Origin of the sequence: Kitasatospora sp. NPDC059146 (genome assembly GCF_042786665.1) — a bacterium.
Lineage (GTDB): Bacteria > Actinomycetota > Actinomycetes > Streptomycetales > Streptomycetaceae > Kitasatospora.
Map to the genome: position 1 here is coordinate 55,379 of NZ_JBHZCY010000028.1, position 25,203 is coordinate 80,581.

At 71.3% G+C, this 25,203-nt stretch carries 14 protein-coding genes and 2 pseudogenes; 9 read left to right on the forward strand and 7 right to left on the reverse strand.

The window, feature by feature from the left end; all coding sequences use genetic code 11:
• Window positions 1-465: 465 nt before the first annotated feature.
• Window positions 466-1,806, reverse strand: a pseudogene (locus tag ACFXPX_RS15335) (BTAD domain-containing putative transcriptional regulator); the annotation flags it as partial.
• A 515-nt stretch (window positions 1,807-2,321) separates the two neighbouring features.
• Between ACFXPX_RS15335 and ACFXPX_RS15340 the strand changes: the two are divergent.
• On the forward strand, window positions 2,322-3,152 hold the full coding sequence (locus tag ACFXPX_RS15340) for a hypothetical protein (RefSeq protein ID WP_380641506.1): 831 nt from the start codon (window positions 2,322-2,324) through the stop codon (window positions 3,150-3,152).
• Window positions 3,153-3,218: 66 nt separating this feature from the next.
• On the opposite strand, the gene ACFXPX_RS15345 is transcribed toward ACFXPX_RS15340, so the two are convergent.
• Entirely contained in the window at window positions 3,219-3,830 is a 612-nt protein-coding gene (locus tag ACFXPX_RS15345) for a response regulator (protein ID WP_380641534.1), read from the reverse strand.
• Between the two features lie 214 nt (window positions 3,831-4,044).
• Entirely contained in the window at window positions 4,045-5,352 is a 1,308-nt protein-coding gene (locus ACFXPX_RS15350; protein WP_380641508.1) for a sensor histidine kinase, read from the reverse strand.
• Window positions 5,353-5,520: 168 nt separating this feature from the next.
• On the opposite strand from ACFXPX_RS15350, the gene ACFXPX_RS15355 reads away from it, so the two are divergent.
• The 4 genes and pseudogenes from ACFXPX_RS15355 to ACFXPX_RS15370 form a co-directional block, all read left to right on the forward strand.
• On the forward strand, window positions 5,521-6,453 hold the full coding sequence (locus tag ACFXPX_RS15355) for an ATP-binding cassette domain-containing protein (RefSeq protein ID WP_380641510.1): 933 nt from the start codon (window positions 5,521-5,523) through the stop codon (window positions 6,451-6,453).
• Window positions 6,443-7,204: an ABC transporter permease gene (locus ACFXPX_RS15360; protein ID WP_380641512.1), complete on the forward strand. Its 762-nt coding sequence runs from the start codon at window positions 6,443-6,445 to the stop codon at window positions 7,202-7,204. Before ACFXPX_RS15355 ends, ACFXPX_RS15360 begins: the two co-directional genes overlap by 11 nt.
• A gap of 211 nt (window positions 7,205-7,415) precedes the next feature.
• Window positions 7,416-7,787: a DUF308 domain-containing protein gene (locus ACFXPX_RS15365; RefSeq protein WP_380641514.1), complete on the forward strand. Its 372-nt coding sequence runs from the start codon at window positions 7,416-7,418 to the stop codon at window positions 7,785-7,787.
• A 95-nt stretch (window positions 7,788-7,882) separates the two neighbouring features.
• Window positions 7,883-8,408 (forward strand): annotated as a pseudogene (locus ACFXPX_RS15370) (AraC family transcriptional regulator); the annotation flags it as partial.
• Window positions 8,409-8,950: 542 nt separating this feature from the next.
• Here ACFXPX_RS15370 and ACFXPX_RS15375 read toward each other — a convergent pair.
• Window positions 8,951-9,490 (reverse strand): hypothetical protein, encoded by a 540-nt coding sequence (locus ACFXPX_RS15375; RefSeq protein WP_380641516.1) that lies wholly within the window; start codon window positions 9,488-9,490, stop codon window positions 8,951-8,953.
• Between the two features lie 800 nt (window positions 9,491-10,290).
• On the opposite strand from ACFXPX_RS15375, the gene ACFXPX_RS15380 reads away from it, so the two are divergent.
• Window positions 10,291-21,414 (forward strand): LamG-like jellyroll fold domain-containing protein, encoded by an 11,124-nt coding sequence (locus tag ACFXPX_RS15380; protein WP_380641518.1) that lies wholly within the window; start codon window positions 10,291-10,293, stop codon window positions 21,412-21,414.
• Between the two features lie 34 nt (window positions 21,415-21,448).
• Window positions 21,449-22,018, forward strand: a complete 570-nt coding sequence (locus ACFXPX_RS15385; protein ID WP_380641520.1) for a hypothetical protein — start codon at window positions 21,449-21,451, stop codon at window positions 22,016-22,018.
• Between the two features lie 136 nt (window positions 22,019-22,154).
• On the opposite strand, the gene ACFXPX_RS15390 is transcribed toward ACFXPX_RS15385, so the two are convergent.
• The 3 genes from ACFXPX_RS15390 to ACFXPX_RS15400 all read right to left on the reverse strand — a co-directional run bounded on the left by ACFXPX_RS15390 (window position 22,155) and on the right by ACFXPX_RS15400 (window position 23,567).
• On the reverse strand, window positions 22,155-22,496 hold the full coding sequence (locus ACFXPX_RS15390) for a hypothetical protein (RefSeq protein WP_380641522.1): 342 nt from the start codon (window positions 22,494-22,496) through the stop codon (window positions 22,155-22,157).
• Window positions 22,497-22,530: 34 nt separating this feature from the next.
• Window positions 22,531-22,704, reverse strand: coding sequence for a hypothetical protein (locus ACFXPX_RS15395; RefSeq protein WP_380641524.1), 174 nt, complete (start codon window positions 22,702-22,704; stop codon window positions 22,531-22,533).
• Between the two features lie 674 nt (window positions 22,705-23,378).
• Entirely contained in the window at window positions 23,379-23,567 is a 189-nt protein-coding gene (locus tag ACFXPX_RS15400) for a hypothetical protein (protein WP_380641526.1), read from the reverse strand.
• A 78-nt stretch (window positions 23,568-23,645) separates the two neighbouring features.
• Between ACFXPX_RS15400 and ACFXPX_RS15405 the strand changes: the two genes are divergently transcribed.
• Window positions 23,646-24,227, forward strand: coding sequence for a hypothetical protein (locus ACFXPX_RS15405; protein WP_380641528.1), 582 nt, complete (start codon window positions 23,646-23,648; stop codon window positions 24,225-24,227).
• 443 nt (window positions 24,228-24,670) lie between these two features.
• Window positions 24,671-25,096: a hypothetical protein gene (locus tag ACFXPX_RS15410; protein ID WP_380641530.1), complete on the forward strand. Its 426-nt coding sequence runs from the start codon at window positions 24,671-24,673 to the stop codon at window positions 25,094-25,096.
• Window positions 25,097-25,203: the final 107 nt, after the last annotated feature.

Genomic DNA, 25,203 nt, shown 5'->3' on the forward strand with positions numbered 1-25,203 from the left:
CGTGTGGCCCGCCCACAGGCCCAGCAGCCGGAAGGCCCGGGCGGCCTCGCGCTCCAGCGGGTCCTCGCTGTCGCGGATGGCGAGGTAGCTGGTGGCGAAGGTGGTCTCGACGGCCAGCCGCCCCACCGACAGGGCGCGCAGCCGCCCCCGGCTGTCGTCCAGGCGCCCGGCCAGGGTGCCCAGGCTCCAGGCCGGACGGGAGGAGAGCCGGGCGCCGGTGATGCGCAGGGCCAGGGGCAGGCCCGCGCAGGCGGCCAGCAGGCGCAGCGCACCGTCCGGGTCCTGCCGGATCCGCTCGGGGCCGCAGAGCCGGGAGAGCAGGGCGCGCTGCTCCTCGACGTCGAGCGGGGCGAGGGAGAGCCGGGCGCCCGCGGGCAGGTCGGGCAGGGCGTTGCGCGAGGTGACGATCACGGCGCTGCGGCAGCCGCCCGGCAGCAGGGGCTCCACCTGGGCGGCGTCGCGGGCGTTGTCCAGCACCAGCAGGACGCGGCGCTCGGCGAGGGCGGTGCGCAGCAGGGCGGCCCGGTCGTCGGTGTCCTCGGGCAGCGGCCTCGCCGCGGCGCCGGGGCCCGAACGGCGCCCGGCCTGCCCGGCCTGCCCTGGGCGGTCGGGGTGCTCGGTCTGCCAGGTCTGCCAGGTCTGCTCGGGGCGGTCGGGGTGGTCGGGGAGGTCGTCCAGGACGGCGAGCAGGACGGCGAGCAGCTCGTGCGGGTCGCGGGCGGGGGCGGCGCCGAAGCCGCGCAGGTCGGCGTGGAGCTGGCCGTCGGGGTAGTGGTGCCGGACGGCGTGGGCGGCCTGGACGGCGAGAGCGGTCTTGCCGATGCCGCCCATGCCGGAGACGACCGCGACCCGGGGGAGGGCGCCGGCGGGCTCGGCCGCGAGGAACTCGGTCAGGGCTCGCAGGTCGCCCTCCCGTCCGGTGAAGTCGGCCAGGGCGGCCGGGAGTTGGGCCTGCGGGCGGATGGTTCTCACGGGCCGCCCGGTGGCGCCGGGCTCCCCGCCCCCGCCGCGTCCGCCGTGTTCCGCACCGCCCGCGCGGCCCTCCCCGCCCGTGCGTTCCCCGTACTCGTCCTCGTCGCGCAGGACCCGCTCATGCGCCGTCCGGACGGCGAGCCCGGGCTCGATGCCGAGCTCCTCGGCCAAGGCGCGGCGCAGCCGCTGGTGGACGGCGAGGGCCTCGGAACGCTGCCCGAGGCGGTGCAGGGCGCGCATCAGCTGGGCGTGGAAGGCCTCGTGCAGCGGGTGCTCGTTCGCCAGCGCGGTCAGTTCGGGCACCAGCCCCCGGACACGACCGAGGCGCAGCTCCGCCTCGATGCGCCACTCCAGGGCCTCCAGCCGGGCCTCCTGCCACTGGCGATGCGGAACCTGCGCCTCGGGAAGGTCCGGGAACTCGCCCAGCGGAACGCCGCGCCACAAGGCGAGCGCCGCCGCCGACTCCTCCCGTACGGCGTCCCAGTCCTCCCGCAACAGCGCCTCGCGGGCGCGCCGGACACCGAGGTCGAAGACCCGGGCGTCCACCTCGCCCGCGGCGACCTCCAGGACGTAGCCGAGCGGGGTGGAACGCAGGCGTTCACCGCGCTCGTCGCCCAGCTGCGCGCGCAGACGGGCCAGCATGTTGTGCAGCGAGGCACTCGCGGAGGCCGGCGGGCTGTCGCCCCACAGGGCGGTCCTGAGCCGGTCCGACGGCACGGGCCGGTCGGGCTCCAGCAGGAGCACCGCGAGCAGCGTGCGGACCTTGGCGCCGCCGACCGCCCGCTCCTGGCCACCGATACGGACGAGAAGCGGGCCGAGCAGGCTGAAGTACATGATCGATCCCCCGGTCTGACACACCCCGCCGGCTGTTCGACCACGGTGATCACGGACACCGTAGGGGACAGGTGCCCGGGGCCTTCAAGAGGGCTCACCCCGCGCGCCGCCGCCGCCCGGCGCCGTTCGGCGACCGCGACCGCCCCGCCGCTGCTCCCCGGCCGTCGGTCTGGTCGGCCGTCAGGCCTTCCCACCGCGGCCCGGTCTGGCGGGCCGGTACGCCTCGGCGCCCGGCGGGCGGCTCGGGGTGGGGGAGGCGCTCGCCCGCGCCGGGGCCGCCGGGGCAGCGGTTGTCGGTCCGGGGACGAAGGATGTTATCGTCAAACTGACCTTAACCCGGGGTCGCCCGCCGTTTCGCGGGTGGAGCGGCCCGCCCGGCGCGGGCGGGTGGTGCTTCGGGAGGCGGACGCTCGAGATCGTCGGCGGTCCGGCCCGGCCCGGGCAACAACCATGATCGTGCATGTCGAAACGACCGAGGAGGAATCAGAGCTGTGCGGGTGATGAGGAGGGGCGTCGTGGCGGTGGCCGCGGGGGCGGTGCTCGCGCTGGCGCTGGCAGGCTGCGGCGGGGAGTCGCACGGCGGCGGGGAGCCCCGCAGCGGCGATGCGGCCCGGAGCGGGACCGAGGCGGCGACGAAGCGGGCCGACGCCCGGACCGACGCCCGGACCGTGCTGATGGCCGCGGCCAGGAAGACCGCGGAACAGGCCTCCTACAAGACGGTCCAGACGGGCGGGGGCGGATCCGACAGGTCCGAGATGTTCTTCCAGCAGCAGCCGTACGCCTCGGCCATCAAGTCCTGGGGGGAGAAGTCCGAGGACAACCCCAGCGGCTTCAACCACATCATCGCCACCGGCGACGGCATCTACATGAAGTCGGACCACGTCCCGGGCAAGAGCTGGTACCGGATGGACCAGAAGACGGCCGGCAGCCCCGGCAGCGCACGGGCGGCGGGGTTCGTCAACGAGATCGCGGGCTCGCTCGCCTCGACCGGGTCCACCTCCTGGGTCGGCGAGGAGCAGGTGGGCGGCCGGCCGGCCGACCACTACCGCGGCACGGTGGTCTTCGACGAGCTGGCCCACTACACCGGGCCCGCCATCAAGGACGAGGTGCGCGACTACTACGTCCAGTTGGCCAAGCGGCGGGGCGAGACCTCGGCGGACCTCGACATGTGGGTCGGCAAGGACGACCTGGTGCTGAAGTCGCAGCAGGTCACCACCGGCAGCAAGGGCCGCAGCGAGGTCGTCGAGGAGTACTCCGACTTCGGCGCCGTTCCGGCCATCACGGCGCCCCCGGCCGACACCGTCGCCACCTGGGACGAGTTCGTCGCCGGCAAGGCGAAGCCGTAGCCGGGGGCACGGCCGCGTAGGCCGCCGCCCGTACGCGCGGGACGCCCCGGTGGCCCCGGCGACCGGTCAGACCCGGTGGCGTGGTGTGAGCAGACCGCTCTCGTACCCGACGATCACCAGCTGGACCCGGTCCCGGGCGCCGAGCTTGTCCAGCAGATGGCTCAGGTGGGTCTTCACCGTCGCCGCGGAGACGCGCAGTTCCTGCGCGATCTCCGCGTTGGACCGCCCCACGCCCACCAGTTGGAGCACCTGCCGCTCCCGGCCGGTCAGGCCGTCCAGCACGGGCGGCGGACCGGTCGGTTCGGCGGCCGGACGACGGCAGAACTCCGAGATCAACCGCCGGGTGACGCTCGGCGAGAGCAGGCTCTCCCCTGCCGCCACCACCCGGATCGCGTGCAGCAGTTCGGCGGGCGGGATGTCCTTGAGCAGGAACCCGGCAGCTCCGGCCCGCAGCGCCGCGAAGACGTGCGCGTCCAGGTCGAACATGGTGAGCATCAGGACCCGCACGTCCGGGTTCCGCCCACAGATCGTCCGGGTGGCCTCGATGCCGTCCGTGCCGGGCATCCGCACGTCCATCAGCACCACATCGGGCTTCTGCTCGGCCACCGCCTCGATCGCGGCGGCGCCGTCGGCCGCCTCACCGACCACGACCAGACCGGGTTCGGCGTCGATCAGCATCCGGAAGCTGCCGCGAAGCAGTGCCTGGTCGTCCACCACCAGGACACGGACGGGCTCGGTCACACGGTCCTCCACCACACGTTCGTCGTTCCGCCCCGGGGCCGGGGCGCCCACCCGGCCGGTCCGGCGCCCCGGCCCCGGGCGCGGCCCCGGCCCTGGGCGCGGCCCCGGCCCTGGGCACGGGCACGGGCACGGTCCATCATGCCGGTCCTGATCAAGGATCCTCCCTCGCCGACTCCACGGCCCGGTACGGCAGTTCGGCCCGGACGGCGAAGCCGCCCCCGGACAGCGGCCCGGCCCGGAAGCGTCCGCCGAACAACTCCACCCGCTCCCGCATGCCGATCAGGCCATGGCCGTGACCACTCCCGCGACCACTCCCGCGACCACTTCCGTGCCCGTCCGCCCGGTCCGCCCCGGCGGGCCCGTGCCGGGCCGGATGCCCGCCGGGCCGGCCCGGTCGGCGGACGCCGCGGCCCCCCGCGCCACCCTCGTCGGTCACCTCGATCCGCAACTCCCGCCCATCGGCGACCAGTTCGACCCGGCAACGGGTCGGCCCGGCATGCTTGAGCACGTTGGTCAGAGCCTCCTGCACCACCCGGTACGCCGAACTCTGCACCCCCTGCGGCAGGTCGGCGGTGCCCTCGGTGCGCAGCTCGGCGGTGAGCCCGGCCGCGGTGGCACCGGCCACCAGCCCGGGCAGCGCCGCGAGCCCGGGCGCCGGCCGGAGCCCGTCCGCTCCGTCGGCCTCCGGCTCGGACCCGCCCGCCCGCAGCACACTGAGCATCTGCCGCATCTCGCTCAGCGCCGAGCGGCTGGCCGTCTCGATCACCCGCAGGGCCTCGCCGGCCCCCTCCGGGTGGGCGGCCAGCAGGTGATTGGCCACCCCGGCCTTCACCGCGATCACCCCGACGTGGTGCGCCACGATGTCGTGCAACTCCCGGGCGATCCGCAGCCGTTCCTCGGTGACGGCCTCCGCCGCGACCCGCCGGGCCGAACGGGCGGCGTGCGCACGACGCTCGCGGACCGCCCGGCCGAGCACCCAGGCCATCCCGGCCAGCGCCAGGCCGGCCACGTGGAGCACGAGGTCCTGCCCGCCGCCGGCCGGGGAGCCCGAGACCAGGAGCAGCACCGACACACCGGCGCTCACCACCCCGATCACCGCGGTGGGCACCCGCCGGGCCGGGACGGTGACCGCCACCTGGTAGAGCGCGAAGGCCACCGCGAGGAACGGCTCCCGGACGGCGCCGGCCACCGACGCCACCACCGAGGCCACCGCGACCACCGCACAGACCGCGGCCGGACGGGCCCGGCGCAGGGCCAGCGGCAACCCCATCGCGGCCGCGATGGCGATCCGCGCCGACCACCCGCCGTAGGAGCCCCACGCCGGACCCGGCAACGCCAGGAACAGCGCGGTCAGCACCACCGCCGTCACGCCGTCGACCGCCACCCACTCGCCCCGGCGCAGCGGCCGGCCGACACCCTCGCGGTACAGCGTCGGCCAGGTCGGCGGGAGTGGGGCCATGCGCCCCACCGTATCCACCCGACCACGCGCACACCTCAGCCCGGGGAATGACCAACCACGGTAGGAGACGGCGCCGGTGGAGCCGCGCCGCCTCCACCGCACGGCGGAGGCCACAGGTCGGATCGCCGGCCGATGTGCCACGGCGCTGCCCCACGGCAGCCTGATGCCGTGATCGAACTACGGCAACTGACCAAGCGCCATCGCGACACCGTCGTCGTCGACGGCCTCACCTTCACGGTCCGGCCGGGCCGGGTGACCGGCTTCCTGGGCCCGAACGGGGCGGGCAAGTCCACCACCCTGCGGCTGATGCTCGGCCTGGAGCGCCCCGACCGGGGCCACGTCCACTACGAGGGCAAGGCCTACCACGAACTGCGCGAACCCCTGCGGCACGTCGGCGCGCTGCTGGAGGCCAAGGCGGTGCAGAACAGCCGCACCGCCTACCACCACCTGCTGTGGCTCGCCCGGACCAACCGCATCGGCCCGGCCCGGGTCCGCGAGGTACTCGCCCTGGTGGGCCTGGAGTCCGTCTCCTCCCGCCGGGCCGGCGGCTTCTCACTCGGCATGGGCCAACGGCTCGGCATCGCCGCCGCACTGCTCGGCGACCCGCCGGCGCTGCTGCTGGACGAACCGGTCAACGGCCTCGACCCGCAGGGCGTGCGCTGGACCCGCACGCTGCTGCGGGGCCTGGCCGCCGAGGGCCGGACGATCCTGGTCGCCAGCCACCTGATGAGCGAGATGGCGATCACCGCCGAGCACCTGGTGGTGATCGGACGCGGCAGGCTGCTCGCCGACACCGGCATGGACGACTTCATCGCCGACAACTGCCGCCCCCAGGTCCTGGTCCGCACCTCGCAGCCCGACCGGCTGCTGGGCGCCCTGACCCGCGCCGGGCTGACGGCACACCAGGAGGAACGCGGCGCCGTGGTCGTCGACGACGCCGGAACGCAGCAGGTGGGCCGGATCGCCGCCGAGGCCGGGCTCGTCCCGGGGGAACTGACCACCCGCGCCGCCTCCCTGGAGGACGCCTTCCTCCGCCTCACCGGCGCCGCCGCCCAGTACCGGGCCGAGGCTCTCACGGGGACGGACCGCCATGCCCTCTAACGCACCGACGGCCGTGCTCCGGGCCGAACTGACCAAGATCGGGACGGTCCGCTCCACGCTCGTCCCGCTCGCCCTCGCCCTGGTCGTCAGCGTGGGGACCGGCGTGGTGAACGGCGCCTCGGCCCGCTCCGCGATCGACCGGCACAGCCCCCTGCTGCGCCCCGACTTCGATCCGGTGGACGCCGGCTTCGTCGGCATCCAACTCGGCCAGCTGGCCCTGATCGCCTTCGCCGTCCTGCTGGTCTGCACCGAGTACGGCAGCGGCATGATCCGCACCTCGCTCGCCGCAGTACCCAGCCGCGGCCTCTTCTACCTCGCCAAGATCACCGCCGCCACCACGGTGGCCCTGCTCGTGGCCGTACCGACCACGTTCCTCGCCTTCCTCGCCTCCCAGACGGCCCTGGGCCCGCACGGCGTCGAGCTGAGCCACCCCGGAGCGCTGCGCGCCGTCCTCGGAGCCTGCCTCTACCTGACCCTCATGTGCCTGTTCTCACTGGGCATCGCGACGACGCTGCGCAGCACGGCACTCTCCCTCCCGCTGCTGTTCGCCCTCGTCTTCGTGCTCATACCGGTGGCCAACGCCGTCCCGGCGCTGCGCACCCTCGCCCGCTACCTGCCCGACCACGCCGGCGCCGAGGTCATGAAGGCCGCTCCGGGCCTCAACCCCGCAACGGGCCTGCTGGTCCTCGCGGCCTGGACGACGGCAGCCCTGCTGGCCGGCTACCTCACGCTGCGCAGCCGTGACAGCTGAACGATGGCTCCGCACCGCCTTCCGTCCGCGCACCCGGTTCCGGGAGGGGGCGACGGTGACGCTTCCTCAGATGCGTCCGACCTGCCAAGATCCGCTGGTGAAACACGTGACCTACCGTCTCCATCCGGCACAGATACGCCGTCAGTGGATCTTCTCGACGCTCTTCCTGGCCGGTGGTGCCTACCTTCTCCACCGCGGTTCGCTCCTCCCGATGAACGTCCGGACCGCCGCCGTCATGGCTTTCGGCGTCCTCCTGATCATCAGTGGGCTCCTCCAGGTGAGGGGCGCCTTCAGCAGCGTGAGCTTCGACGAGCGCGAGATCTGGTGGACCGGGGCCCTGGGCTCCCGCAAGCGGTTCGCCTGGGCGGACATCACCAACGTCGCAGTCGGGAAGAACCGCAACCGCCCCGACTCCGGGGACGTCGTGCGGGTCACCCACCGGGAGCACGGCGACTTCAAGCTGCCGGCGGTGATCGGCATGCCGGGCGCCTGGCGCGACCCGGACTTCGAGACCAAGGCGGCCGCCACCATCGCCACCTGGCGTGCGGCGACGGCGAAGGCCACGGCCGAGCCCGCGACGTAGCCGGGGCACATGCGGCCCGGCCCCTCGTCTCCCGCTGCACCGGGCGGCGAGGGCCGACCCCGCCGAGACGTAGAGCCACCATTGCGTGCCGAAGACGACGCACTCCCGGGTGGGGCGCCCGCGTCCTGAGCATCTGCACCGGGGCCTTCCTCCTCGGCGGGGCCGGGCCGCTGGACGGGCGACGCTGCACCACCCACTGGTGCTACACCGACGAACTCGCCCGCCGCCACCCGCGCCCGAGTGGAGCCGGACGTGCTCTACGTCGACGAGGACCTGGTCATCACCGGCGCCGGCACCGCCGCCGACGTCGACACATGCCTTCACCTCGTCCGCTAGGAACACGGCAGCGCTGTTGCCAACGCGATCGCCCGCCGCATGGTCACACCCCCGCACCGCGACGTTGGCCAGCACCAGTACCGCCAACGCCCCCTGCCCCGGGATGGGACCGGCTCCCTCATCCCCGTCCTGGCCTGGGCGGAAGCCGACCTCGACCAGGACCTGACCGTCGACGCACTGGCCCGCCGCGCCCGCCTCTCCCCGCGGACCTTCGCCCGACGCTTCCGGCAGGAGACCGGGACCACCCCGCTGCAATGGCTCACCGGACAGTGCGTCCTCCTCGCGCACGCCCCAGGCGTACCGGCGCGCGTTCGCAGCACGGCCCACCAGCTCTGCGTCGCACAAGAACGACAAACCGGAGCCCCAACAGGCCCGCTGACCACCGCCCGGACCACGCCAGGGCCAACGACGGGGTCGATCGGGCCAACGGCGTGGCGAAAGGTACCCGACTTCGGGCACTCCGTGGTCGGGTCATACGCAGGCCGTTGCGTCGATGCGATGGATCGCGATGGAGCGGACACAGGGGCCGAAGGTCCGCCGACCGGTCGCGAGCAGGACGCCGTCCGGATCCTGCCGCAGTGTTATGCCCCTGACCACGAAACCGTCCTTCGGAGTGGCTGCCCGCCGAGCGTCGCCGCCGCGGCGTCGCTGACTGCGCTCGCGGGGTCGCTCACCTGGTCCGCCAGACCCGCGCACGCTGGGGACCGCTCCCTGCCCCGCGCCGAGCGGATGCCAGATGGGTGCGGACGGGTCGGGTTGGACCAGGTTCTCGATCAGGGCGGTGCCAACCTGGACGGCGGTTGGCTCTCGGCGACGGCGGGTTCCGCTCAGTGGCCGGAAGCGGCCAGGTTGAGGGCGCGGCCGCGGATCTCGGTGGCTATCTCGTTGTCGCTGCCCGTGACCGTGGCAACTCCTTCCGGGGCGGGTTGTCCGCCCGCTGCCACGGCGACGAACTGGGTGTGGGGGCTGGCTTTGGCCGCGGCGTTGAGGGCCTGGGCGAAGGTCGGTCCGATGGAGACCACGAGGTCGCAATGTTGTGCTGAGAGTCCCGAGAGGTAGGGAAGGGCCTGATCGGTTGTGGTCGCGGAGACAAGGAGCCGCTGCACGTTCAGCGGGCGTTGCCGGGATGCGTCCTGAAGAGCCGACCAGACGGTGTTGGTGCCCGTTTGGTTCGCTGCTTCCGTGGCATCGCCGGTGAGGCAGGCCGTCCGGCGTCCAGCGATGTTGGAAGGAGTCACGGAGGCTGGACGGTTGCCGGTGCTGTCCGTTCCGTTCGCGAGCAACATGACGACACCGGTACCCGCCACGACCAGCGCTGCTGTCAGCCCGAAAGCCCACCGGAGACGCGGGGGCAGATGGAACGTCATCGGGCTTCTCCTGGCGGGTGATGTGCGGTGTGCATGGTCAAGTCTCACTCAATGGTTCTCATTGACAGGTAAAGAATATTAAAAATCTCTTAAGATAATTTCTGTACATCACATCCCTATTCTGCATAAAACGACCATGATGTCGTGAAATCCCGTCTGTACTAGTCGCACTGACGACCGATAGGAAGGGCACGGACCGATCGCCGTAGGGGGAGAGTCGGTCGTTTTGCCTGCTCTCCGAAGGATCTGCCGTGCGTCGCTCGCTTTCACTCATCACCTCTTTGACGCTTCTGATCGCCCTTGGCACGCAGGAAGCGAGCGCGTTCACGGCGACCAAGGCCCCGGTGCCGGTGGTCACGCCCAAGACCCCACAACAGGTCAGCTCAGACCCGGGCCAGGCCGGCCACACGGTTCCGTCCTCGCAGACCCGCAAGGACGGAACCGACCCCGGCGAGTCCGCGCACCAGCCCGGCCCCGGGGAATTGCCCGAGGCCAAGCCGGTGCCGGGTGACACCAGCACCCGTCCCTCGGGCGACGGGCGGCCGCGGACCCCGGTGAAGGGCGAGGCCGCCGCGCCACCGCCCACGCTGGAGCACCGTCCAGGTGACGCTACGCCTGGTCCCCGGTCCGGCGACGCTGCGAAGCCGGAGGCTGCCTCACCGCAGGCCGGCCCCGAGGACGCGGAGCGTCCGGCGGCCAGGCCGGCGACGCGCTCCGTCGACCGCGGCCAGGCCCGGAACGACGCTGGGACCGGCACCGGTACCGGTGCGCCCAGCCTGCCCGCCGAGGGCACCGAGGACGTGGGTGCCCGGACTGAGTCCACCTCGGTCTACCGGAACCCGGACGGCACCAAGACCCTGCGCGTCTACCCCCGACCCGTGCACTTCCAGAAGCCTGACGGCAGCTGGGAGGACATCAACACCAACCTCTCCCTGGACCGGTCCGGCCGCTGGGCCGAGGCCGCCAACAGTCAGCAGACCAGCTTCGCTGCCAAGTCCGACGACCCCGCTCTGGTCAGCTGGTCCCTGGACGCCGGCCACATCGTCTCCTACGGCCTGGCCGACGCGGCGCCGGTGCGCGGCGTCGTCCGGGGCGACACCCTGACATACCCGCTCGCCCGCCCCGGCAGCGACGTCGTCTACAACGGCCTCGCCCAGGGCATCAAGGAGTCCATCGTCCTGCACGACGCGAGCGCCCCGACCAGCTGGGTGTTCCCGCTGCGCACCTCCGGGCTCACCCCGGCGATCGGCGCGAGCGGCGAGGTCCAGTTCAAGGACGCCCAGGGCGCGGTCCGGCTGACCATCCCGCGCGGCTTCATGACGGACTCCAAGACCGACCCGACCTCCGGGGACGGAGTGGTCAGCGACGGCGTCAGCTACCGGCTGGTCGAGCGCGACGGCGCCCCCGCCCTGCAGATGGACCTCGACGCGGCCTGGCTGCACGACGCCAAGCGCGTCTTCCCGGTCACCGTCGATCCGTCGACCATCTCCATCGGTGTCGGTCAGTCGACTTACGTGCGTTCCGACCAGCGGGCGAACTTCTCCACCGACCCGCTGCTGCGGATCGGCACCTCCGACGGCGGTGCCTCGAAGGTGAACAGCTACCTGTACTTCCCGGGCGTGCGCGACGCGCTCAAGGACGACTACCTGCACGCCGTCACGCTCAATCTGAACAACACTCACTCCTACGAGTGCTCGCCGCACCCGGTGTACGTCAACCAGATCACCAGCGCCTGGGACTCGGCGACGATCAACACCTACCCGGGCGTCTCGATCGGCCAGCAGGTGGGCACCGCGAGCTTCTCCGCGGGCGACTCCTGCGGGGGTGCGAAGTGGGAGCCCATCGAGCTGGGCCGCAGCCACAACGACCCCGGCGTCCAGCTGGTCGAGAGCTGGGCCCGGGGCGGTACCAACTACGGCCTCGCGGTGACTGCCAGCACCACCAGCTCGTACGACTGGAAGAAGTTCTCCAGCGCCAACAGCGCCTACCCGCCCTACCTGTCGATCGTCTACAGCGACTGGGCCGCGACCTACGCGCCGGCCGGCAGCTACATGCCGCCGACCTACAACACGCCCGGCTCTCAGCAGGTCACCCTGACCAATACGGCTGCCAACTGGTGGAACTCCAACAGCATGCAGGTCAAGGCCCGGCTGTTCGACGCGAACTGGAACGAGCAGTGGTTCAACGCGCCGCTCACCGGGGTCTCCGGGCTGGTGAAGACCTATGACTCGGTGACCGTCAACGGGGTGATCCCGCCGCTGCCGCTCGGTCGGTCCTACTACCTGTGCTGGGACGGATACGTTGGCGGAACGACGTCCCTGCACGACGCCTACTCGATACCCTTCGGCACCTGCACCACGGTCTCCGGGGTCAACACCGCGCCCCAGCTCGACGCGCTGGCGCCGCCCAACAACACCGTAGTCGGCAACCTCACCCCGCAGCTGTACGCCACCGGGCACGACCCGGACAACTTCCCCGGCACAGGGGTGGACTACTACTTCAAGGTCTACACCAACCCGGCCTCCGGGAACCCGCAACTGGTTGCCGAGTCCGGCTGGCAGCCCAGCACCTCCTGGGCCGTGCCACCGGGCAAGCTCGCCTGGAACACGAGCTACCTGTGGAACGTCATGAACGGTGACCACATCGGTGCCAGCCCGCAGTCCCAACTGATGGCTTTCTCCACCCAGGTCCAGCAGCCGGTGATCACCTCCCACCTGGGCGGCGCCGTCGGCGACGGCGCAGGCCGCCCCTTCGACGCCAAGGTTGGCAACTACACCACCGCGGCCACCGACGCCGACATCAAGAGCATCGGCCCGGCCCTCACCGTCAACCGCTCCTACAACTCGCTGGACCCGCGCACCTCGACGCTGTTCGGCAGTGGCTGGACCTCCAACTTCGACATGCGGGTCCAGCCCGACAACGACGGCACCGACTCCGTGGTCCTCACCACCGCCAGCGGCCGGGCCGCCCGCTTCGGCGTCGACCCCAACAAGGGCGCCCTGTACACACCGCCGTCCGGCGAGTTCCAGTCCCTGACCAAGGTCACCGCCGGCTTCGACCTGATGGCCAAGGACGGCACCCGCTACGAGTTCCACGCCGCCTCCGGCACCGGCTACGCGCTCTCCCTGGTGCGTGACGCGGTCGGCCGCACCCAGGAACTCAGCTACGCCAACGGCGTCCTGACCACGGTGAAGGACACCACCTCCGGCCGGCTGCTGCACTTCGAGTGGACGGCCGGCAACCGGCATGTCGCCAAGGTCTACACCGACCCGGCCACCGGGACGGACTGGAACACCGCCCAGACCTGGACCTACACCTACAACACGGGCAACGCAGACCAGCTGGACCAGGTCTGCGCCCCCGCCACCGGCGGAAACACCGCCCGCTCCTGCACCGGCTACACCTATGGCGGCGGCTCGCACCTGCGCTCGGCCGTCCTCGACTCAGCTCCTGTCTCGTACTGGCGCCTCGGGGAGGCTTCCGGCAGCACCGCGGCCAGTGAGGTCGCCGAGAACCAGGGCAACGACAACGCGACCTACTCCGCCAAGGGCGTGACCCTGGGCACCCCCGGGCCGGCGGCGGCCGCGACGGCGGCGACCTTCGACGGGAGCAGCGGCTACGTGACGCTGCCGCAGACAGAGCTGTCGACCTCGTCGTACACGTCGGTGGGACTCTGGTTCAGGACCACCGGCTCGGGCGTGCTGTTCAGCTACCAGGCGGAGAACTTCCCGGGCAGCGGTACGACGGGGGGCGACTACACCCCGGCGCTCTACGTCGGCCAGTCGGGCAAGCTCCGCGGCAAGTTCTGGGCTGGTTCCTCCGTCCCCATGCAGTCGTCGAAGGCGGTCAATGACGGCCAGTGGCACTTCGCGGTCCTGTCAGCGGCGGGCAACACCCAGACGCTGTACCTCGACGGCCAGGCCCAGGACACGCTGGCCGGCCCCGTCCTCGCACCGGGGCAGCGCGCCGGAGCCATCGGCGGCGGCTTCACCAGCGCCTGGTGGCAGGACAGCCCGTTCACCGACTTCACCGGCCGGGCCAGCTACTTCAACGGCAGCATCAGCGACGTCGCCTTCTACAACCGGACCCTCGGCGCCCCTGCCGTCCAGGGCTTGTGGCAGGCCGGCAGCCAGCCCTCTACCCAGCTGTCCGGCGTGAAGCTCCCTTCCGGCAAGTCCCGGCTGGCCATCTCGTACGACACCGTCAAGGACCGTGCCTCCCAGGTCACCGATGAGAACGGCGGTACCTGGAAGCTCGGCAACCCGACCGTCACCGGTTCCTCCCAGCAGTACCGCGGTTCCGTCATGGGCTCCCGGCCCAACGGCTACTGGCGGCTGTCCGACGGAGCCGGTGTCCAGGCCGCCAACCAGGTCTACACACCCCGGCCCACGCCCAACAACGGCACCTACGCCAACGTCGAGCTCGGCGCGGCAGGCCCGATGAACGGCTCGGCGGGCTCCGCCAGCTTCGACGGCAGCACCTCCTGGGCCGAACTGCCCTCCGCCTACGCCCCGCAGAACGGCCCCGGCGCACTCGCCCTCTGGTTCCGCACCGACCGGGCCGGCGTACTGCTCTCCTACCAGTCCTTCCCGATCAACGGCACCCCCAACGGCACCACCGACCACTGGAACCCGGCCCTCTACGTCGACAGCAACGGAAAGCTACGCGGCCAGCTGTGGATGGGCGACGCCGCGCCGACCCTGACCAGCGGCAACGCCGTCAACGACAACAAGTGGCACTTCGCGGTGATTTCCGCCGACAGCCAGACCAGCCAGACCCTGTACCTCGACGGCGCGGCCGTCGGCGCACCGCTCAACGGCACCATCGCCCCCAACGGCACCAGCCACGTCTTCCTCGGCGCGGGCAACGTCACCGGCGGCTGGCCGCAGGCTCCCGCCGACCAGGCCGGCCACTTCAAGGGCCAGCTCGCCGACGTCGCCGCCTACCCGCACGGCCTGAACGCCGCCACCATCTCCTCGCTCTACCGGCTCGCCACCACCGCCGACGCCACCCAGTACGACGCCGCCATGGTGGACAGCAAGCCCACCGGCTACTGGCGCCTCGGCGACACCACCGGAAACCAGGCCACCGAGCTGATCTCCTCCGCCGCACTCGCCCAGAACCGCGGCGGCTACCACAACACCACCTGCTGCCAGAGCGGCCCCTGGGCCTCCGGCACCTCCACCGCCACCGGCTTCAACGGCACCAACTCGTACGTCCAGCTGCCCCCCAACACCGCGCCCAAGCACTGGGGAGCCGCCACCGTCGAACTCTGGTTCAAGACCACCGCCCCCGGCGTGCTCTACAGCCACCAGTCCTTCCCGATCGACGGCAAGCCGAACGGCCCCACCGACCAGTGGAACCCGGCGCTGTACATCGGCTCGGACAAGAAGCTCTACGGCGCCCTGTGGACCGGCTCGGCCAACAATGCCCTGGTCTCCACCACCGCCGTCGCCGACGGGAACTGGCACCACGTCGCACTGACCGGCGACGGCAGCGGCCAGACCCTCTACCTCGACGGCGCGCCCACCGCCACCAGCACCACGGCGCTGCCCATCACCTACAACGGCTCCGCCTACGCCTACCTCGGCGCCGGGTGGACCGGCGGCTGGCCCAATCCGCCCTCCGACCAGGTCGGGTACTTCAACGGTGCCATCGCCGACTTCTCGTTCTACCGCTACCGGCTCACCAAGGACACCATTTCTGGTCACTACAACGGTGCGACCTCCGCGGCCGTGGTCGGTGGCCTGGACGCCGCGAGTGCCTACCGCACCAAGGTGATCCAGGACAGCGCCAGCGGCTACTGGCGCCTCAACGACCCCTCCGGCTCCTGGTATGCCGCAAGCCAGCTCGGCGACGCTCGCCCCGACGTCAACACCGGCAACCTGACCGACGTCCTGCTCAACGGCAACGGACCCTCCAGCGACCCCAACCAGCGCTCCGGCGTCTTCAACGGCACCACCTCACAGATCCAGCTCCCGTCCGACGCCGCCCCGGTCCGTGGCGCGGCCAGCGTCGAACTGTGGTTCAAGACCACCACCGGCGGCCCGCTGTACAGCTATCAGGACTTCCCGGTCGGCGGTCCGCAGGGGAGCAGCTGGAACCCGGCGCTGTACGTCGGTTCGGACGGACGTGTCCACGGCCAATTCGGGGTGGGCCAAGTCGCCGCCATGACCTCTGACCGGACCGTCAACGACAACCAATGGCACCAGGTGGTCCTCGCCGCCGACGACCGCGGCCAGAGCATCTACCTCGACGGCCGCGCCAGCGCGTCCGACACGACCGCACGCAAGATCAGCTTCAACGGGGCTCCGTACGTCTACGTCGGCGCCGGCACCACCACCGGCTGGAACTGGCCAGGCGGCGGCGCCGACCACTTCAAGGGCAACATCGCCGAAGTCTCGTACTACAGTGCCCGCCTCGACGCGGACACCGTCACCGCCCACTTCAAGTCCATGGGCGACGGCGGCACCGCCGCCCCCGTCACCACCGCCACCGTCACCGACCCCACGGGCAACAACCTCCTCTACCAGTACGACACCCGCTCCTCCCGGCTGCTCTCCCGCAGCGACGGCTACGGCAACACCACCCGCTACAGCTACGACACGTCCGGCTACCTCTACGCCGTCACCGACGCCAACGGGCACACCATCACCACCGGGCACGACGCCCGCGGCAACAGCGTCTCCCGAACCACCTGCCGTGGCCCCGCAAGCTGCCAGACCAGCTACGCCACCTACTTCCTCGACCCCAACAACCCGTTCAACCCCGCCAACGACAAGATCCTCACCTCCAGCGACGCCCGCTCCAGCGGCACCGCCGACACGACCTACACCACCCGCTTCACCTACGACGCCACCGGTCAGCTGACCTCCACCACCACCCCCGCCACGGCCGACTTCCCCAAGGGCCGGGTCAGCTACACCCTGCGCACCGACACCACCACCCCCGCCGACGGCAGCGGCACCGCACCCGCCGGCCTCGTCCGAGCCCAGACCGGCCCCCTCGACGCCGCCGCCTACCCCGACCCGGCCAAGGTCCCCGCCGACCAGCAAACCACCTACACCTACCGCGCCAACGGAGACCTGGCCACCGCGGCATCACCGCTGCGCCCCGCCGTCACCTACGGCTACGACAACCTCGGCCGAGCCACCAGCCAGTCCCTCGCCTGCGACGACTGCCCCGGCGGCAGCCCCGCCGCGCCCCGCATCCTGCGGACCGACTACACCTGGGACGGCCAGGGCAACCAGGTCACCCGCACCGAGCCGTACACCACCGACGCCGTCACCGGCACCAAGCACACCCGCAAGACCAGCACCACCTACGACGTCGACAGCAACGTGGTCGGTCAGACCGTCGCCGACACCACCGGCGGCGACCCCTCGCGTACCACCAGCTGGACGTACGAGCCCGACACCAGCCGGGTCAAGCAGGTCAAGGACCCCGGCGGGCACGTCACCTCGTACACCTACGACCGCTACGGCAACGTCGCCACCAAGACCGACGCCGCCGGCACCACGTACAGCTACAGCCACTCCCCGATGGGCCAGCTGCAGCAGACCGCCGTCACCAACTACACCGGCAGCAGCGCCACCCCGACCGCACCGCGTTGGCAGGTCATCGGCTCGCGCAGCTACGACCCGGCGGGCCGCCCGGCCACCGTGACGGACGCCATGGGACGTACCACCCACACCTACTACAACGACGACAACACTGTCGCCGAGGTCGACCTGGACGGCTACCACAACGCCGACGGCACCCTGCGCAACGTGGCGCTCCAGCAGAACACCTACGACGACGCGAGTCACCTCATCCAGCAGGTGACGGGCGGTGGGAAGACCACCACTGTCACCGCCTACGACGCGGCCGGGCGGGTCACCAGCACCGGCGTCGACCCGGGAGGCCTCAACCGCACCACGAGCTACACCTACGACGTGGCCGGCCGCCCCACCAGCGTGGTCAGCGGCGGCGGCGCGGACTCGGCGCTCTCCGTCCAGACCGACTACGTCTACGACGCCACCGGCAACCTGCTCAGGCAGACCGCCCGCAACCAGCCCGCCGACACCGTGGTGGTGAACGGCTACAACAGCCGCGGCCTGCGCACCAGCACCGTCAGCCCGAACGGCAACGCCGCCGGCGCCGACCCCGCCGCCTACACCAGCACCGTCGGCTACGACGAGGCCGGCCGGCCCACCGTCAGCACCGGCCCGCTGGTCAGCGCCGAGTCCTACGATCCGGCCACCCGCGGCAGCAAGCCGCAGCAGATCCGGCCCATCAACAGGACCGGCTACGACACCTTCGGGCAGCTGACCTCCCAGATCGACGCGCTGGGCAACACCGTCACCAACACCTACGACCTGGACGGAAACCGGATCGCCGTGGCCGGGGCCGCCTACACCGACCCGCAGTCCGGCAGCACGATCACCCCGGCCTCAACGGTCGAGTACGACGCGCTCGGGCGGCCCACCGCGAGCGCCCTCGACCCGGCCGGTCTCAAGCTCACCAGCACCACGCGGTACGACCAGTTCGGCAACGTCGTCCAGGTCACCCTGCCGCCCAGCGGCGGTGTCACTGCCCCGACCGTCACCAAGTCCTACGACCTCGACGGCGAACTGCTCTCCACCACCGGCCCGACCGGTGCGGTCAGCCAGTCCACCTACGACGACCTGGGACGGCGCATCACCAGCACCCAGCTGGAGCGCTACCCGGCCCCCGCCGCCTACACCGCCACCTTCACCTACGACGATGCCGGCAACCAGCTGACCTCCACCACCCCGGGCGGTGCCGTCAGCAAGGCGGGCTACAACGCCGTCGGCCAGCTGCTCACCGCCACCGACCCGGCCGGGGTCACCGTCCGCTCCGCCTACGATGCCCTCGGCCGCACCAGCCGGGTCACCAGGGCCGACGGTACCGCCGCCACCACTGGCTACGACCGGCTCGGCCGGATGCTGAGCACCTCCGACCTCGACACCACCGGCGCCGTCACCGGCACCCAGTACGCCACCTACGACCCGGCGGGCAACGTCCTCACCGCCACCGACAAGGTCGCCAACACCGCGGACATCGCCGCTCACGCACGGCAGTTCAGCTACAACCCGGCCGGACAGCTGGTCCAGCAGACCGAACCGGTGGCTGCCGGACAGGCCATCACCACGACGGTCGGCTACGACGCCGGAGGACGCCGGACCAGGTGGACCAACGGGAAGAGCATCCCGGTCTACTACACCTACAACACCCTCGGCCTCCCCGAGTCCACCGTCGAACCGCCGACCACCGCCCACCCCACGGCCGCCGAAGGCCTGTTCACCACCAGCTACGATGCCGCCGGACGGGCGGTCACCCTCACCGAGCCCGGCGGAGTCGTCCGCCGCCGCAGCTACGACGGCGCGGGAAACCTCACCCAAGAGACCGCCACCGGCGCCGAGGTGACCACTCCCGACCGCACCCTCGGCTACGACCCCGCCGGCCGACTGACCTCCGTGGGCACCCCCGGCGCAACCCCCGACACCTACACCTACAACGACCGCGGCCAACTCCTCGCCTCCGCCGGCCCCGGCGGCACCGGCAGCTACACCTACAACGCCGACAGCCGGATGACCGCGCGCACCGACGCTGCTGGTACCACCGCCTTCGGCTACAACGCGGCCGGACAACTCACCAACGCCACCGACCCGTTGACCGGAGCCGTCGTCGGCTTCGACTACGACACCGCCGGACGTCTCACCACCGAGCGCTACGGCGTCGGCGGCGGCACCCGCGGCTACGGCTACGACAACCTCGGACGCCTGCGCGACGACACCGTCAAGAACCCGACCGGCGGAACCGTCACCTCCATCGGCTACGGCTACGACCTCAACAGCCGACTCGCCACCAAGACCACCACCGGCACCGCCGGAGCCGCCACCAACCAGTACGGCTACGACCTCGCCGGGCGGCTCACCTCCTGGAGCAGCGGCCCGAACGCCACCACGTACAGCTGGGACGCGGCCGGCAACCGGACCTCCGCCGGCGGGGCCACCTCCACCTACGACGAGCGCAACGAACTCGTCAACGACGGCACCACCACCTACAGCTACTCGGCCCGGGGGACTCTGACGGGCAGTGTGGCGCAGGGTTCCCAGCCCAAGGACGTCCAGTTCGACGGCTTCGACCGGATGGTCAAGGAAGGACCCTCCACCTACAGCTACGACTCCCTCGACCGCGTCGCCCAGACGGGGAACACCGCCTTCACCTACGACGGCGGCTCCAACAACATCGTCACCGACGGCACCGCCAGCTACACCCGCGCCCCCAGCGGCCGCCTCCTCGGCACCGCCACCGTAGGCGCGACACCCAACCCGCGCCTGGTCATCAGCGACCAGCACACCGACGTGGTCGCCACCATTGACCCCAGCGGCAAGAACGTCGCCGGCTCCACCTCCTACGACCCCTTCGGCAAGCCCACCGCCAGCACCGGAACCACCAACTCCCTCGGCTACCAGAGCGGCTGGACCGACCCCGCCTCCGGCGACGTCAACATGGCCGCCCGCTGGTACCGCCCCGGCAGCGGAACCTTCGCCTCCCGCGACTCCTGGCAGCTAGGCACCAGCCCGTCCATCCAGGGCAACCGGTTCACCTACGGCAACGGCGACCCGATCGACTCGACCGACCCATCGGGGCATGAGACCACCAGCTGCGATTGGGGATTCCACTGGCTCCCCACCCCCATCGGCAAAAGAGCGGGCCCGTACATGAATTGCGAGGTGACTCTGTACAAGAGAAGATTTGGACCGCCGAAACACCCGGAAGACTTCGAGGGTGGGGATTGGGGCGGAGGCGACGACAACCCGCCGCAGCCTCCCACGTATAACTCCTTCAGCGGTTCGAAGCCTTACCCCGAGTCGATTCCCCCGATCGAGAGCATCGATAGGCTTGTTGACTGGGGAGGCTCGGGTGGTGGCGGGGGCCGCAGTCACCCCGGCCCGGGCCGCAAGCGACCGGCCCCCCGCCACCACCCCGGTCCTACCCTGCCCCGGCCGAAGCCGCCGACGCAGGTTGGTCCGATCAACGACAACGACCGCCCGCACGCCGACATCGATCTGCTCGACTTCGCCACCGACACCATCGTGGCCATCGGCACCGCGGTCGTCACCGCCGTGGTCGTCGAAGGCGCCCCCGTGGTCGCCGGCACCGCCACCCTCGTGGGCTCCGGCATCGTCGCCGGCGCCGATGCCCTCATCGACCTTGCGGAGGAGCTGTTTCCTGATCCGGCCCCCGCGCCAGGGCCGCGCGGCAGGCCGGCGCCCGCGCCTGACGATGACTCGGGCGACTGTCGAAGCGGCTTCGGTGGTGGTTGGCGTACGTACCTGCCGGTCGATCAGTCCGGCCGCGCCCACGGCGCGGAGGCGTGCCTTACCAAGGACTTCATTGACAACAACCCAGGGAGCGGTACCAAGTCGTCCAAGAAGACGTACGGCGACAAGGCGGTAACCCCACCCGGGTACCTGTGGGCAGCGGTCTACGCTTCCAAGCTCGGAAACAGTCCGGCAGGGATGTGGCGCAACAACTGTCACCTGCTGGCCAATTCGCTCGGTGGAGACGGGACGAACTACGAGAACCTCGCCACGTGCTCCCGTACGGCTAACTCCACGCCCATGAACCAGAACTGGCCAGCACACCGGACCGCGAACATGGCCTTCTATGAGAGTCGAGTTAAGAAGCTCTTGGACACGGACCCCACTGCGGTCATCCACTACAAGGTGACTCCGAAGTACGACGGAAGCAGGATTGTTCCGACCGACTTCCATATGGAGGCAACCCTGTACAAGGCGGGGATCGGCACGATGCGCTTGTTCGGTGAGGACGTACCCAATGAGATGTACAGCCTGAAGGATGGACAATGGCACAACATGGGCAAGGACGCCCCGACCCAATGGGAGCCGTAACGTGAGTGATGATCAACATGCCGTAATCGCAGCCATGGTGGGCATCGAGGAAGTACTTTCGTGCATCGGGCCGACCCGTGGCGACACTATCGACTGGAGTGCGGCGGAGAGGGTCTACGCAACCTCTTTCCCACCCGACTACCGGGCCTTCATCGCAGCCTTCGGACGTGGCTCGATCGAGCAGACGGTTGGCGTTAACCTCCCCGCCGTCTCTTCGACCGAACTACAGGTAGACACTGTCTCGAAGCTCTCGGAGGCGGCCCTCGCGGACGAGTCGGTGAACCGGTGGGCTTCCGCTGACAGGGACAAGCATCGCTTGGAGGACCTGCTCATCTGGGGGTGGACAGCTGCGGCCGACACATTGTGCTGGGTCACGACGGATCCGGACCCGGGCCGATGGCCGGTCGCCGTGTACTCGCGAGGGCAACTCGAGTGGTCGGTGTACCCCTGCGGTATGGCCGAGTTCCTGCTCAAGCTCCTGCGCAACGAGTGGCGACCGTGGCCGATTAGCGACAGCTCGCTCCAGGATCTGGTGGACCCGCGTTTTCTGCACAGCACGGACGAGCAAGCCTCGTACGAGGAAGGGGTCGATCCCTGGGAGTAGCTGATCCGTTCGGTGACGGGGAACGACCGTCACTGCTCTCGCGGCCGCCGGTATCGGCGCCGTCCAGGCCGGGCAGCGGAACGACAAGATGCGTCTGGCCGTGGTGCGTTCCAGCATGTCCGGTTTCGGCCGTTCGCTAGGGCGGTCCCAGGCCTCTTCCCTGGTGACGGTGTTTTGTGCGCGGGCTGGGACAGTGCTGGGACATCCGCCCGGTCGGTCGGCTACTGGTCGGGCGCGGCGTCCTCGTCGCGGCGAGCAGACGGGCGTGGACAGTGCCGGCGACTTCCCGGGTGGCCGGGTCGGGGTCCTCCAGCTGTGGGGCGATCAGTGCGGCGGCCGCGGCGAGGACCGGCACTGGGACGGTCGCGGTGTGCAGGTGCGCGAGCTGGGCGGCGGCCTTCTCGCCGGGCGTCGCCTTCGCGTAGGCGTCGGGGATCAGGGCGCTGATGCCGCGGGGCAAGGGTTGGGTGCTGGTCACCCGGCTCATTCTCCCGCGCGGTGGCCGGTGCTGATCACCACGGTCGGTCGGCGGAGAAGGGCTCGGTGGGTACGGTGCCGTGGTGGCGGGCGACGACCTCCAGCAGCGCGGTGCGGGCCCGTCGCCAGCGGACGTCCTGGGTGCTGCCGGCGTCGGTGGCCCAGGCCGGCAGCGGCCTGTCCTGTGCGGCCGCAGTGAGCTCGGCCAAGCTCGCCGATTGCGGCCTGCCAGTCGGCCAGCTGCCCGAGCAGGCCGCGCACCAGCCTGTCGACGGCGCGGGCCGGATCGGTGCCGAAGGTGCGGGCCTCGGCGGCGGTCTCGGCGAGGAGGTCCTCGTCCAGGTCCTCGAAGGCCTCCCACTACAACGCGGCGGTCCGCTCGAAGTCGTCCAACACCGTGTGCAGCGCGGTGTCGACAGCGGCCAGTACTCGGGCGGCGCCGGGCCCGCGTGCCCGGCGCCTGGTGGTGCTCACCCGGCCAAACCGGTGCTCGCAGCGGCGGCGCGGCCGGCGGCGGTGGCGGCGTCCAGCTCGTCGGCGAGCAGGGTGAGCTCGCGCTCCACGTCGCCGAGCGCGCATGACGGCATCGGGCCGTGAGTGTGAGCAGGCAGCTGTAAATCCTTGTGTGCGGTCGTTTGGGTGACCGTCAGCAAGGATTTCGGCGTGTCCGCTCACACGCGAGCGCGCACACTGCGACCAGCGGCAGCCGCTCGCCCGGCGCGAGGTCGGGCAGGGCGCCGGTGTAGGTGGCGCCGAGCAGCATGTCCGCGCCGAGCGTGTAGCGCAGCTCCTCGGCCAGCCGGCCGTTGCCGGCCGGGATCGCGTCCTGGTGGCTGGCCCGCTCGATCCCAGCGGCCGCGTGCTATAGGGCCAGGGCGTGGCGCTAGTCCTCCTGGCGGGCGGCCAGCTCGCGCACCCGCGCGGCCGCGGTCTCCCCGGCGTCGCGGCCCCGGTGGAGCGCGGCCAGCTGGACGGGGTCGAGCGCCTGGTCATCGGGCCCGGAGTCGGGCTCGTCCTTGGCCCGGTCGGGGGAGGAGGGCGGCGGCAGCCAGGACAGCGGAGAGGTCGTCATACCGGTGCAACCGTCCGCCGGATCGGACGGTCACGGGTGTAGCAAGGCCGCCCTTGCTACACGCTGCTGCTTCCAGCGGTGCAGCAGCAGTGCGTGCTGCACCGACCGGTGCTGCGCCAAGCTGTCGATGCGGCGCTGCGCTTCGTGAGCCCTGCCAGCGTGCCCAGGACGGAGGTGGCGCGTTGGACGTGTGTGGAGATAGAGCGGGCGCTGGAGAAACTGGTCGGTGCCGTTCGGCGGCGGCGCCGGGCTGTTGAACTGGTTCGGCAGGCGGATTCCGAGGTGGCGGAATGGACTGCCCGGGCGGTTGAGGTGAGATGCCCGACCGAGGCGCTCGCGTCCGCGCTGGCGGGTCTGGTGTCGGTGATGCCGGACAACGTCCGGCTGGCCAAGTTCTCCGCCCCCACGGTGGTGTCGCAGAGGGACCCATTCGAGGCTGATCCGACGGAGCGGCTGTTCACGATCGAGCAGGTCTGTGCCGCGGGAATCCTGCCGGTGAAGGCCAACGCGGTACGCGCCCGCAAGAGCCAGGCTGTGCGCCGTGGAGTCGATTTCCCCGAAGGCCAGGCAGTGATCGGCACCCGGGCACGCGCCTACCCCGAGGCCCAGCTCAAGGACTGGTGGACCCGGGCTGAGGCCGCCCGGCCTTCGTTCGGTTAGGGCCGGCCCTGCTGCGGACCGAGACCACCTCACCGAGGACAACCTCGGACAGGGGGTTGGTGTGCAGTGTCGGCCGCACCTGGGCGCTGGTCCGGGTGCCGGGCCGGCTACCACGCAGGCCCAGGCTCCTGTTGACGGAAGGCCACCTTGATGTCTACCACCTTGCTCGCCGTGCCCGGCTCGGACGACGGCGATCAGGCCGCCGACCACCACCAGGCCGGCCAGGCGAAGGCCTCGCCCGGCCGTGGCAAGGGGCCCGGCGCCGCCTCCGCGGGCACCTCCGCCGACATCTGGCTGGGACCTGACGGGCATCCGCCCGTGACCGAACCCGACACCTTACCGAGAAGGGGGCTGACCAGTGAGCCCGGCCGACCCGAATCAGCCGAACGAGGTTGACCCAGGAGTTGCTGGACGCGGGCTACAGCAAACGGAAGGTCGCCAGGATGCTGGGTCGCGACACCTCGCTGGTGTCGCAGCTCTTCACCAAGGGCAAGGGCGCGAGCATGGTCGGCGCGCTGCGCCAGCTGGTCCTGACGGTCCGGGGCGGCGAGCGCGACCCGGAGGCGCTGGCCGGGATCGCGGAGGCGAACACCAGCCGCCGCCGGACCAAGACCGGCCAGAAGGCCCGGGTGCGTGGCAAGGACGCTGGCGGGTCGATGGCCGGCCGGGCCGGGAAGCAGGCCATCCGCTCCGGCGCCTCCCACCTCGCGCCGGTGGTCCAGGAGACCAGCCAGGCCGGCGGCCGCCTCGCCTTCACGATGCGGATGAAGGCCGACCAGTACGTCTACAGCGCGGGCTCGGAGCAGGCCTCCGGCGGCATCCGCTGCGGGTTCGTCCCCCGCGCGGACGGTACGGAGGAGCGCACCTAGTGTCCTGAGTCTTTGATCCGTCGTTGGTCAGTGCATGGGACGTCCTGGGCCGAGGCTGGCCGAGCTGGTGTTGTCGGATCACGAGCGGCAGGTGCTCGGCGCGTGGG

Bases quoted from the DNA above. Each gene is read 5' to 3' on its own strand.
- ACFXPX_RS15360 (WP_380641512.1), top strand. From the start codon at position 6,443: ATGCCCTCTAACGCACCGACGGCCGTGCTCCGGGCCGAACTGACCAAG.
- ACFXPX_RS15345 (WP_380641534.1), bottom strand. From the start codon at position 3,830: ATGCTGATCGACGCCGAACCCGGTCTGGTCGTGGTCGGTGAGGCGGCC.
- ACFXPX_RS15400 (WP_380641526.1), bottom strand. From the start codon at position 23,567: ATGACGACCTCTCCGCTGTCCTGGCTGCCGCCGCCCTCCTCCCCCGAC.
- ACFXPX_RS15350 (WP_380641508.1), bottom strand. From the start codon at position 5,352: ATGGCCCCACTCCCGCCGACCTGGCCGACGCTGTACCGCGAGGGTGTC.
- ACFXPX_RS15385 (WP_380641520.1), top strand. From the start codon at position 21,449: ATGGTGGGCATCGAGGAAGTACTTTCGTGCATCGGGCCGACCCGTGGC.
- ACFXPX_RS15375 (WP_380641516.1), bottom strand. From the start codon at position 9,490: ATGACGTTCCATCTGCCCCCGCGTCTCCGGTGGGCTTTCGGGCTGACA.
- ACFXPX_RS15365 (WP_380641514.1), top strand. From the start codon at position 7,416: ATGAACGTCCGGACCGCCGCCGTCATGGCTTTCGGCGTCCTCCTGATC.
- ACFXPX_RS15410 (WP_380641530.1), top strand. From the start codon at position 24,671: ATGCTGGGTCGCGACACCTCGCTGGTGTCGCAGCTCTTCACCAAGGGC.